Annotated in this window: 11 protein-coding genes; 5 read left to right on the top strand and 6 right to left on the bottom strand. The window is 49.5% G+C overall.

Translation table 11 applies throughout. The features are described 5' to 3' along the window. The first annotated feature begins 107 nt into the window (after nucleotides 1–107). From pdeR to osmB, 4 genes are all read left to right on the top strand, one after another. On the top strand, nucleotides 108–2099 hold the full coding sequence (gene pdeR, locus NNN64_RS21675; RefSeq protein WP_271442728.1) for a cyclic di-GMP phosphodiesterase: 1992 nt from the start codon (nucleotides 108–110) through the stop codon (nucleotides 2097–2099). A 194-nt stretch (nucleotides 2100–2293) separates the two neighbouring features. Further along, complete coding sequence (locus NNN64_RS21670; protein WP_271442727.1) at nucleotides 2294–2476, top strand: YciZ family protein; 183 nt, start codon at nucleotides 2294–2296, stop codon at nucleotides 2474–2476. Nucleotides 2477–2572: 96 nt separating this feature from the next. Further along, nucleotides 2573–3325, top strand: coding sequence for a DNA-binding transcriptional regulator YciT (gene yciT / locus NNN64_RS21665; protein ID WP_048211504.1), 753 nt, complete (start codon nucleotides 2573–2575; stop codon nucleotides 3323–3325). Between the two features lie 266 nt (nucleotides 3326–3591). Continuing rightward, the gene (gene osmB / locus NNN64_RS21660; protein WP_003020583.1) at nucleotides 3592–3810 is read left to right on the top strand and encodes an osmotically-inducible lipoprotein OsmB; all 219 of its coding nucleotides are present in this window, start codon (nucleotides 3592–3594) and stop codon (nucleotides 3808–3810) included. 92 nt (nucleotides 3811–3902) lie between these two features. Here the strand turns inward: osmB and yciH are convergent, their stop codons facing one another. From yciH to pgpB, 5 genes are all read right to left on the bottom strand, one after another. Beyond that, the gene (yciH, locus tag NNN64_RS21655) at nucleotides 3903–4229 is read right to left on the bottom strand and encodes a stress response translation initiation inhibitor YciH (RefSeq protein WP_048211503.1); all 327 of its coding nucleotides are present in this window, start codon (nucleotides 4227–4229) and stop codon (nucleotides 3903–3905) included. Beyond that, nucleotides 4230–4967: an orotidine-5'-phosphate decarboxylase gene (pyrF, locus tag NNN64_RS21650; RefSeq protein ID WP_271442726.1), complete on the bottom strand. Its 738-nt coding sequence runs from the start codon at nucleotides 4965–4967 to the stop codon at nucleotides 4230–4232. 189 nt (nucleotides 4968–5156) lie between these two features. Further along, entirely contained in the window at nucleotides 5157–6326 is a 1170-nt protein-coding gene (lapB, locus tag NNN64_RS21645; protein ID WP_271442725.1) for a lipopolysaccharide assembly protein LapB, read from the bottom strand. A gap of 6 nt (nucleotides 6327–6332) precedes the next feature. Continuing rightward, a complete protein-coding gene (locus NNN64_RS21640; RefSeq protein ID WP_005126452.1) occupies nucleotides 6333–6641 on the bottom strand; it encodes a LapA family protein in 309 nt (102 codons plus the stop codon). Between the two features lie 155 nt (nucleotides 6642–6796). Beyond that, nucleotides 6797–7555, bottom strand: coding sequence for a phosphatidylglycerophosphatase B (pgpB, locus tag NNN64_RS21635; protein ID WP_271442724.1), 759 nt, complete (start codon nucleotides 7553–7555; stop codon nucleotides 6797–6799). 196 nt (nucleotides 7556–7751) lie between these two features. Between pgpB and ribA the strand changes: the two genes are divergently transcribed. After that, nucleotides 7752–8342 (top strand): GTP cyclohydrolase II, encoded by a 591-nt coding sequence (gene ribA / locus NNN64_RS21630; RefSeq protein WP_005126450.1) that lies wholly within the window; start codon nucleotides 7752–7754, stop codon nucleotides 8340–8342. A 54-nt stretch (nucleotides 8343–8396) separates the two neighbouring features. Here ribA and acnA read toward each other — a convergent pair whose 3' ends face one another. Beyond that, the gene (gene acnA, locus NNN64_RS21625; protein WP_271442723.1) at nucleotides 8397–11072 is read right to left on the bottom strand and encodes an aconitate hydratase AcnA; all 2676 of its coding nucleotides are present in this window, start codon (nucleotides 11070–11072) and stop codon (nucleotides 8397–8399) included. Nucleotides 11073–11374 lie beyond the last annotated feature (302 nt).

Here is an 11374-nt window from a genome sequence, read left to right as displayed (position 1 = left end):
CACATAAATATATAAATAAAACAATACGTTCAGCCATCATCACCCTTTGAATTATGGCTACCCTTACTTTTGAGGCTCTATGCGCTTTAAACGGGATAGTACACATCATGAAAGACGTTCGGGAGCTGGCTACGTTGTATAGCTATGTGGGCACCCATAACCCTTACTGGCGTTTGTCAGAGGATTGCAACATCCTGCATTTCTCTATTGACGAAGCGGCAGAAACGAACCAGAACATCGAATTATCACCTGAGCAAGCCGACCGCATTCGGGAGATGACGGTCATCACGTCAAGCCTGTTAATGACACTGTCGATTGAAGACGACGATATCCCTGTTCACCTGGTTGGGCGGAAAATCAATAAACGCGAATGGGCCGGAAGTGCATCCGCCTGGGATGATACCCCCTCGGTCGCCCGTGATTTGGCACAAGGCCTTTCTTTTGCCGAACAGGTGGTCTCTGAAGCCAACTCCGTTATTGTCATCCTTGACCGCATGGGCAACATTCAGCGTTTCAATCGCCTGTGTGAAGAATATACCGGACTCAAAGAACGCGAAGTGATTGGTCAAAGTGTCTTCACGCTGTTTATGAGTCGACGCGAAGCCGCGGCCTCCAGACGCAACATCGATGTTTTCTTTCGCGAAGGCAACTCATATGAAGTCGAACGTTGGGTGAAGACCTGTAAAGGTCAGCGACTATTTCTGTTTCGCAATAAATTTGTGCACAACGGTAGCGGTAAAAACGAAATATTTCTGATCTGCTCAGGTACCGATATCACCGAAGAACGGCGTGCTCAGGAGCGCCTGAGAGTTCTGGCAAATACCGACTCCATTACCGGATTACCTAATCGGAATGCGATTCATGAGCTGATTACTGAAGCCATTGAGAATGCAGGAGATACTCAGGTTGGTATTGTGTACCTCGATCTGGATAATTTCAAAAAAGTAAACGATGCCTACGGACATATGTTCGGCGATCAACTGTTGCAAAGCGTATCACTGGCGATTCTCAGCTGTCTTGATGATAACCAGTTACTGGCCCGCTTTGGTGGCGATGAGTTTATTGTCCTCGCGACTGGAACATCTCAAGTGGCGCTGGAAGCCACGGCATCACGTATTTTGACCCGTTTGCGCCAGCCCTTCCGAATTGGCCTGATTGAGGTTTACACCGGTTGTTCGATTGGAATATCCCTTGCACCACAGCATGGACACGACTGCGAGAGCGTTATTCGCAATGCCGATACCGCCATGTATACCGCAAAGGAAGGCGGACGTGGACAATTCTGCGTTTTCTCTCCGGAAATGAACCAGCGAGTATTTGAGTATCTTTGGCTGGATACCAACTTACGTAAGGCGCTGGAAAACGATCAATTGTTGATTCATTACCAGCCGAAAATAACATGGCGTGGTGAAGTACGTAGTCTGGAGGCGCTGGTGCGCTGGCAATCCCCTGAACGCGGCCTCATTCCTCCGCTGGAGTTTATCTCCTACGCTGAAGAATCAGGCTTGATTGTGCCGCTGGGGCGCTGGGTTATTCTCGACGTTGTTCGTCAGGTCGCAAAGTGGCGCGATAAAGGGATTAATCTGCGAGTGGCCGTGAACGTTTCTGCTCGCCAGCTTGCCGATCAGACGCTGTTTACCGACCTGAAACAGGTGCTTCACGACCTCCATTTTGAATATTGCCCTATCGATGTCGAATTGACCGAGAGCAGTTTAATTGAAAACGAACAACTGGCACTGTCCGTTATTCAGCAATTTAGCCAGCTTGGGGCACAGATCCATTTAGATGATTTCGGGACGGGTTATTCATCGTTGTCTCAACTTGCCCGCTTCCCACTTGATGCCATTAAGCTGGACCAGGCGTTCGTCAGGGATATTCATAAGCAACCCATTTCACAGTCGCTGGTGCGCGCCATTGTCGCGGTGGCGCAGGCGCTTAACCTGCAGGTGATAGCTGAAGGTGTTGAAAGTACGAAAGAGGATGCCTTTTTAACCAAAAATGGCGTCAATGAACGTCAGGGTTTTTTGTTCGCCAAGCCAATGCCAGCCGCTGCGTTTGAGCGTTGGTATAAACGTCATCTGAATAAAAAAATGCGGTAACGCAACAAGAAAAGTGGAAGGGATAAACGTGAAAAATAGCCAAAAGTGGACACAGTGTGATGATCATATCTGTATGTAATCACAGAATATATAATATTCTCCAATCATTCATGTTAATACTATTTTTCCCTTCTCTTTTGGCATGAATTTCTGCATCATGAAATTCAAACCTTTTTGACATTAGGATGATGACCATGTCTGATATCGACGCACAACGTCTGGCCGAGCGCATTGATACCGTGCTGGATATTCTCGTTGCAGGCGATTACCACTCAGCTATCCATAACCTCGAAATTCTCAAGGCTGAACTGTTAGATACGGTCAAAGAAGATGCTGCGTCTGTGTCAAACAAACCGAAGGCCCCGTGGGAGATCTGATGACCTCACTCACGTTATGTCGCTGTAGCCATCAGATTTCAGATAACGCAGCTACCGTTTAATTTCCGATACGATATCGCTATAAAAATTAATACTATGAATTCCCGACAACAATCTATTTTGCAGATGGTGATTGATAAAGGTCAGATGAGCGTGGCCGACCTGGCTAAAATCACTGGTGTATCCGAAGTGACGATTCGACAGGATCTGAACACACTGGAAAAACAGAGTTACTTGCGCCGTGCGCACGGTTTTGCGGTGTCACTGAACAGTGATGATGTCGAAACGCGCATGATGACCAATTTCACCCTTAAACGTGAACTGGCTGAATTTGCGGCGTCGCTGGTCAATCCTGGTGAATCCGTCTTTATTGAAAATGGCAGCAGCAATGCGCTGCTGGCCAGAACGCTGGCGGAACAAAAAGATGTCACCATCATCACGGTCAGTAGCTACATCGCGCACCTGCTCAAAGAAACACCGTGTGAAGTCATTCTCCTCGGTGGGATCTATCAGAAAAAAAGCGAGAGCATGGTCGGACCGTTGACTCGCCAATTTATTCAGCAGGTACATTTCAGTAAAGCCTTTATCGGTATTGATGGCTGGCAGGCCGACACCGGCTTCACCGGGCGTGATATGATGCGCTCTGATGTGGTTAATGCGGTTCTGGAAAAAGGCGCAGAGGTGATTGTACTCACCGATAGCTCTAAATTTGAGGCTATTCATCCCTACACACTGGGCCCGTTGGACAGATTCAGTCGTGTAGTTACAGACTCCAGACTCAGTGCCAGTGTGCAAATGCAACTTGAACACTCGGGTTTAACCGTCAATATCATTGATGCCCACGCATAATACTTCAGCAGATGATTTGTCTGCGGGCAGATCATCTTCTCTCTGAGACTTATCCGACGGTCCAATTAAGACTTTTTACCTGTCGTTAACAGGATAAAGTCGTAGAATTAATGTTAGCGATATAACAGGAGCGAACAATCACCTCAAGATTTGATTGTAATGCCCTGCGCTAAACGGTTTCGCGGAAATATCTTTAGTCGTCCTATTTTGGCGCTATCATTAAAGTGAACTGGATTCCGTGATTCAATAATTCAGGAGAAAGTATTATGTTAGTAACGAGCAAAAAAATGACCGCTGCCATTCTGGCGATTACACTAGCAATGTCTTTGAGTGCCTGCTCTAACTGGTCCAAACGTGACCGTAACACTGCAATCGGTGCAGGTGCAGGTGCGATAGGCGGTGCAGTCCTGACTGACGGCAGCACGCTGGGTACGCTGGGTGGTGCTGCAGTAGGTGGTATTATCGGCCACCAGGTGGGTAAATAATTTACGGTTGAACGGCTCGATATAATAATACGTTTACTTTTTCAGGTTTGTATTATTAGAAAAGCCACGGAGTGTATCCGTGGCTTTTTTTATTAGCCGCCTGCCAGCTTAACTTTCATTCCTTTGGCTTCCAGCAGCGATTTTATCAGGTCGCGTTTATCACCCTGAATTTCAATTACGCCGTCCTTCACTGCACCACCACAGCCACATTTTTTCTTCAGTTCTGCGGCTAATTTGACCAGTGCAGCGTCATCTTGATCAATACCGGTAATCAGGCAAACGCCCTTACCTTTACGACCGCTGGTCTGACGCTGAATGCGAACAATGCCATCGCCCTTCGGACGCTCTGCTACCACTCTGGGCTCATCAATTCGCCCGGACTCCGTTGAATAAACCAGTCGAGAGTTTGAGTCGCTCATTTATGCACCTCGATTCAGAGAGGCGTTGATCATCTTCAGCGTTTGCGCCGGATCTTCCGACTGCGTGACTGGACGACCAATCACCATGTAATCCACACCAGCGGCCAGCGCCTGCTGTGGCGTCATAATACGGCGCTGGTCACCCGCCTCACTGCCTTCCGGACGAATGCCAGGCGTCACCAGCTTAAATGCCTGACCAAACGCCTGCTTGAACCTCACCGCTTCATGCGCTGAGCATACTACCCCGTCCAACCCACAATTTTGCGTCAAACGCGCCAACTTTTCAGCATACTCCGCAGGTGACAACGTCACTCCAAGATCGACAAGGTCGCCGGCTTCCATACTGGTCAGGACCGTCACCGCAATTAACAGTGGCGCATCTTTACCAAAAGGCAGCAATGCTTCACGGGCAGCGGTCATCATTCGAGCCCCACCGGAAGCATGAACGTTTACCATCCAGACACCAAGGTCAGCTGCCGCCGCGACGGCATGCGCCGTGGTGTTGGGAATATCATGAAACTTCAAATCCAGAAAGACGTCGAAGCCGCGCTGTTGCAGATCCCGTACCAACTGAGGTCCAAAAAGTGTGAACATCTCTTTGCCCACTTTCAAACGGCAATCGCGAGGATCAATTCTGTCGACAAAAGCTAATGCCTTATCACGATTTGAATAATCCAACGCGACAACGACGGGAGAATCAGTAGCAGCACGGGAAGAAGATGAAGCAGTAAACGTCATGACCAGACCTTCTTGATGATGGGCGCACGAACGGCGCAAAATGGGTAAACGGCGTGCATTCTACCTGTGGTAATAGGAAATTAACAGGCGCGTTTACATTTCTGCGAAGCGATGTGGCGCAGGGGCCTAAGTGTTGGATGAAGAAAAACAAAGTAGTATGTTGTAACTAAAATGAGTTTTTTTTAAAAATTAGAGCCCATCCAGACCACGAATTGGCTTGATGGTTGACCAGGAGCGGCACGATGGGCAATGCCAGTACAGCGAATAAGCAGTAAACCCGCACTTTTGGCAACGATAGCGTGGCTTGCTACGCACTTGCTCGCCAACCATATCGCGCAGGACCATCAGACTCTCTTTTGCGCGCCCTTCTTCCGCTTCATTAAGATGGTAATCCATCAGTTTATGGAACACACGCATCGTCGGGTGGCGTTGCAACTGACGGGTGATATAAACCTGCGCAGTATCAGTCCCCTCACGCGCCTCAAGAATATCAGCCAGCATCAACTCCGCGGCAGCACCGGTGTTTTCTTCGACCGCACGGCGTAAAAACTCCGCCCACTCATCGTTTTTACCCAGTTGTTGATAGCAGCTCTGCAGCATTTCCAGCGTTTCACTGACCAACTCTTTATCCTGGGAGATCACGCGTTGCAGGCATTCAACGGCCTTCGCGTAATCTCCCTTCAGCATATAAACGCGCCCCATCATAATCGAGACACGAGCACTGTTTTTGTCTGCAGCGGCTCCCTTTTTCAGCAATGCCATGGCGCGATCCACATCGTCGCTGCCCATTTGCTGCAAGGCCAGTTCACAGTAAAAATGCGCAATTTCAATGCGCTGATTATCTTTGCCGAGTTTCACCAGACGTTCTGCAACATCAATAGCTTTTTGCCATTCACTGGTTGCCTGATAGATTTGCAACAGTTGTTGCAATGCCCCCACACGGAAATCCGTTTCATCAGTCAACTGATTGAACATGTCTTCCGCACGGTCATACAATCCGGCAGCCATGTAGTCACGTCCCAACTGCTGTACAGCCAACAAACGCTGCTCGTATGTCAGCGAAGCACTTTCCATGAGGGTTTGGTGGATACGGATAGCACGGTCAACTTCACCGCGTGAGCGGAACAGGTTTCCGAGGGTGAGATGAGCCTCAACGGTGCCGGTATCCTCTTTCAACATATCGAGGAACAGATCCACCGCTTTATCTTGTTGGTTGCTCAAGAGGAAGTTAACCCCGGCGACATAGTCGCGCGAAAGACGGTTAGCTTCATCCTGCTTTGTTTGTTGCGCACTTCTGCGACCCATATACCACCCATAGGCAGCGGCTACAGGTAAAAGCAGAAACAACAACTCCAACATAAATAATTATTCCTTCACAACCGACGAGTCGGCAGTTACCGCAACGTCGGTCGCAGGCGCAAGCTGGTTTTCCAGGCGTTTAATTTTACGTTCGGCACGTGCGAGAGACACACGAACCTTCAGCCAGAAGAGGCCGCAAATTAACCAACCAATCGCAAAACCTGCAGCAAACAATACAGCAAGCAGCGTGGAGATACGATACTCACCCTGAGCTAGCAGGTAATTAAACGTAACCTGTTGATCGTTTTGCGCACCCAATGTCACCGAAATAACAAAAATCGCCAACACCAGTAAGAAAATGAGTAAATATTTCACATTACTTCCCGTTATGTGGTTTGAGCGAATAAATCGTGTACAACTTACCGCGTTAAGCCCTTTAAATTACCATTTTCACGACGAGTGCGAAACGGAAAAGCGCCTTACGCTGTATGATTTGAGGGCTAAATTTGAAAAATCAATCACGGTCTGCGTTATTGCTCACGCTGCGCTATTTCCTTCGTCTCCTGGACGGGAGGTGTTAGAGGTCCACATACTCGCTGTGCAAGCCATGTTGCCAGCGTAACCAGCAGCCACGAAATTAGCGTCGCCACAACCAGATCCCGCGGCCAGTGCATGCCAAGAAGCAAACGACTCCCCATTACACCGGTTGCCCAGACGAGTAAGAACACAATCGTCAGCGTGCGCCTGCGTGGCCATAACAACCCGACACCCAGTAACGCCCAACTGGCAGCAAACATCGTATGCCCTGAAGGAAAAGCAAAACCAGTCTCTTTTTGCCAGTGCTTACGTAAAAAAGGTGGAATATCCTGCTGCCCGGACAACTGATCTTTTACTAAGTGCCCGCGGTCTTTACGTTTTAAAGTGTAGAACTCATCTACCGGAACATGGTGCGTTTTTTCCAGCCACAGAACAAAGGGGCGGGGCTCCTGCACCCTCTCTTTAACCCAGGATTTCACACCCTGGCCAATTAAGATAGCCGCCGCCAGGATCGCAAATAGCATAACCGCTGCCTTCAGACGAAATCGCAGGCACCACAAAAACCACGCACAGAGGACAACATGGGTGATAATCCCCCAGGGCTGCGTCACCGTTTCAGTTACCCAGTATAAGGATTTTAACCACCAGACATTCTGCCCAGGCTGCCAGCTCCAGCCGGATATCCATACAGAAACCGGCATAATCAGTAACAACCCTGCGCCTACAGTGGTTCGCTTGGCAATAGACAGCATTGCGTCTCCTTTCGTCGATAAGTCCCACAATCATAACTGAAAAATCCACACACCGGGAAAATTGACAATTTTGTGCCATTCGAAAATGAATGCGTTGCTGCAATTAGGTGAACACCCTTGCCTTATGGCAAAATAGTGCAATACAGAAGCCAACAGGCGACGGCACGCACAGTGCCAGCATAATCTGGAGAATTACATGCAGCTTAAACGTGTGGCAGAAGCCAAACTGCCAACCCCCTGGGGTGATTTCCTGATGGTGGGATTTGAAGAACTGGCAACCGGACACGATCATGTCGCACTGGTTTTTGGCGATATTTCAGGCCAGACGCCTGTCCTGGCACGTGTTCATTCCGAATGTCTGACCGGCGATGCGCTGTTCAGTCTGCGTTGTGATTGTGGCTTCCAGCTGGAAGCGGCACTTACGCATATCGCTGAAGAAGGACGCGGTATTCTGCTCTACCATCGTCAGGAAGGACGTAACATCGGCCTGCTGAATAAGATCCGTGCCTATGCGTTGCAGGATCAGGGCTATGACACCGTCGAAGCCAACCATCAGTTAGGCTTTGCGGCAGACGAGCGAGACTTCACCTTGTGTGCCGATATGTTCAAATTATTGGGTGTGGATGAAGTCCGTCTGCTAACCAATAACCCGAAGAAAGTGGAAATTCTGACAGAAGCTGGGATCAATATTGTGGAGCGTGTGCCACTAATTGTTGGCCGTAACCCGAAGAATGAACACTATCTGGATACCAAAGCCGCTAAAATGGGACATCTGCTAAGCGAGTGACATTCTCGCTTGCTGACGATGCAAAAAGCCTGCGTAAGCAGGCTTTTTTATAATTTAATTCAACATATTACGAATAACATAGTGCAAAATGCCATCGTTTTGGTAATAGGTTAGCTCTGTCGCGGTATCAATACGGCAGCGACACGAAATCACCTCTTTACTACCATCCGCACGGACCATATTCACCGGGATAGTCGCTCCCGGTTTAATATTTTGTAAGTCCGTAATATCAATGACCTCCTCCCCGGTTAACCCCAGGGTTTTACGTGTAACTCCCTGCGGAAATTCCAGAGGCAGGATCCCCATACCAATGAGATTAGAACGGTGAATACGCTCAAAGGACTCGGCAATCACGACGCGAATACCCAACAAACGCGGGCCTTTCGCAGCCCAGTCCCGACTGGAACCTGACCCATACTCCTTACCGGCAACAATTGCCAGAGGGGTCTTCTCTTGCTGGTATTGCATGGCGGCGTCATAGATAGCCATCACTTCTGCACCTGGCAAATGACGCGTCATTCCCCCTTCCACACCCGGTACCATTTCGTTACGGATACGGATATTGGCAAACGTACCACGCATCATTACTTCGTGGTTTCCGCGGCGAGAACCGTAGGAGTTAAAATCTTTACGCTCAACACCGTGATTTTGCAAATAACGCCCGGCTGGGCTATCTGGCTTGATGCTCCCCGCAGGAGAAATATGATCGGTGGTGACGGAGTCGCCCAGCATCGCCAGGATACGTGCACCATGGATATCCTGAACCGGGTCCGGCTTCGCCTGCATACCATCAAAAAACGGTGATAACCGGATATAGGTTGAATCCGACTGCCAGCCATAGGTATCTGCACGATCAACATTAATCGACTTCCATTCCGGCGTGCCTTCGAACACCTCGGCATACTCTTTATGGAACATCTCAGTAGAAACCTGTTCCACAGCACGGGCGATTTCCTGCGCACTCGGCCAGATATCTTTCAGATAGACAGGATCGCCTTTTCTGTCATGGCCTAGCGGATCTTTCGTCAGATCAATATTCATATTCCCGGCCAGCGCATAAGCCACCACCAGCGGTGGAGAAGCCAGCCAGTTTGTCTTCACCAGCGGATGGATACGCCCTTCAAAGTTACGGTTGCCGGAAAGCACCGCCCCTACCGTCAGATCACCTTTTTTAATCGCCGTTTCAATCGGGTCAGGTAACGGGCCAGAGTTGCCTATACAGGTAGTACAGCCATAACCAACAAGGTTAAAACCCAACTCATCAAGGTACGGGGTCAGTTTTGCCTGCGCCAGGTAATCAGAAACGACTTTTGACCCAGGAGCCAGCGACGCTTTCACCCACGGCTGGCGCTTCAGACCAAGCGTGACCGCTTTTTTCGCCAGCAATCCAGCCGCCATCAGAACGCTGGGATTGGACGTGTTGGTACATGACGTGATCGCTGCAATCACTACAGCACCATCCGGTAGCTGATATTGATGACCGCTCATTGCATAGTCGACCGGCTGACGATCTTTTTGCGAGCTATTCACTTCCAGTTCATTACTCGCGGCGAATGCTTTCGGTACATCACCCAATGCAACACGATCCTGCGGACGCTTCGGTCCGGCCAGGCTGGCTTCCACAGTGCCCATGTCCAGCTCCAGTGAACTGGTAAACACAGGCTCATCACCTGGGTTACGCCACATCCCCTGTGCTTTAGCATAAGCACCGACTAATTCAACCTGCTCTTCACTGCGCCCGCTCAGACGCATGTACTCAAGAGTTACCCCGTCAATTGGGAAAAAGCCGCAGGTTGCTCCGTATTCCGGCGACATGTTTGCAATGGTCGCCCGGTCAGCGAGCGGCAGGCTGTCCAGCCCATCGCCATAGAACTCAACAAACTTACCAACCACACCGTGTTTACGCAGCATCTGAGTGACGGTCAGTACCAGATCGGTCGCGGTGATCCCTTCACGAAGTTTACCAACGAGTTTGAAGCCCACGACATCCGGAATCAGCATTGAAACCGGTTGCCCCAGCATGGCGGCCTCAGCTTCAATCCCTCCTACACCCCAGCCCAGCACGCCGAGACCATTAATCATTGTGGTATGGGAATCGGTGCCGACCAGCGTGTCGGGGTATGCTACCCACTCGCCGTTTTGCAACTCACTCCACACCGCTTTGCCCAGGTATTCGAGGTTTACCTGGTGGCAAATTCCTGTTCCCGGTGGAACAACACTGAATCGGCTAAACGCCTGCTGCCCCCATTTCAGAAATACATAGCGCTCATGGTTGCGCTCCATTTCCAGGCGAACGTTTTCTTCAAAAGCATCATCGTCACCAAAACGGTCGACCGTAACGGAGTGATCAATAACCAGATCAACAGGTGACAGCGGGTTCACTTTTGCGGTATCCCCGCCAAGACGTTTAACCGCTTCGCGCATGGCGGCCAGGTCGACCACCGCCGGAACGCCGGTGAAGTCCTGCATGAGAACGCGAGCGGGTCGGTAGGCAATTTCGCGATCGGCATGAGCCGCTTTCAGCCATTGCGCCAGAGCATGAATATCTTCTTCGGTAACAGAGTCACCGTCCTGCCAACGCAGCAGGTTTTCCAGCAATACTTTTAGTGATTTAGGTAAACGGGTTATATCACCCAGTGATTTGGCAGCCAGGGGCAAACTGTAGTAGCGGTAGGTTTTATCTTTAACCTGCAATGTGTCCTTACTGGCTTCTCGTAGGGTAGACGACATAGCTCCTCCTTAAATGACAGGGGTGGATCCCCTGACTCTCCTCAGGGTTAGTATTAAAGATAACACAAACAAAATGTAACGTTTTGATAACAACTCAAATTGATAAAATAGGTGAACGACAAAAGATGACGAACTATGCAAGTGGCGGGGAATAAGATTGAAGTACGGTAAATGAACAGACCCGATACATCGATGCAGCCGGCAATACGCTGTTTAGATGGCGTACCTCGATTGTGATGTGATTATTCATACTGAATTAAATAAGCACGCTAATACTTATTATTATAAAAAACGTATTGCTT

This window comes from Citrobacter sp. Igbk 14, from assembly GCF_028069825.1.
Lineage (GTDB): Bacteria > Pseudomonadota > Gammaproteobacteria > Enterobacterales > Enterobacteriaceae > Citrobacter.
The sequence above is the reverse complement of the archived record's forward strand: the minus strand, read 5'-3'. Positions and strand labels throughout refer to the sequence as shown.

Excerpts from the sequence above, each read along its gene's own strand:
- pdeR (WP_271442728.1), top strand. The coding sequence starts at position 108 with ATGAAAGACGTTCGGGAGCTGGCTACGTTGTATAGCTATGTGGGCACC.
- NNN64_RS21670 (WP_271442727.1), top strand. The coding sequence starts at position 2,294 with ATGTCTGATATCGACGCACAACGTCTGGCCGAGCGCATTGATACCGTG.
- yciT (WP_048211504.1), top strand. The coding sequence starts at position 2,573 with ATGAATTCCCGACAACAATCTATTTTGCAGATGGTGATTGATAAAGGT.
- osmB (WP_003020583.1), top strand. The coding sequence starts at position 3,592 with ATGTTAGTAACGAGCAAAAAAATGACCGCTGCCATTCTGGCGATTACA.
- yciH (WP_048211503.1), bottom strand. The coding sequence starts at position 4,229 with ATGAGCGACTCAAACTCTCGACTGGTTTATTCAACGGAGTCCGGGCGA.
- pyrF (WP_271442726.1), bottom strand. The coding sequence starts at position 4,967 with ATGACGTTTACTGCTTCATCTTCTTCCCGTGCTGCTACTGATTCTCCC.
- lapB (WP_271442725.1), bottom strand. The coding sequence starts at position 6,326 with ATGTTGGAGTTGTTGTTTCTGCTTTTACCTGTAGCCGCTGCCTATGGG.
- pgpB (WP_271442724.1), bottom strand. The coding sequence starts at position 7,555 with ATGCTGTCTATTGCCAAGCGAACCACTGTAGGCGCAGGGTTGTTACTG.
- ribA (WP_005126450.1), top strand. The coding sequence starts at position 7,752 with ATGCAGCTTAAACGTGTGGCAGAAGCCAAACTGCCAACCCCCTGGGGT.
- acnA (WP_271442723.1), bottom strand. The coding sequence starts at position 11,072 with ATGTCGTCTACCCTACGAGAAGCCAGTAAGGACACATTGCAGGTTAAA.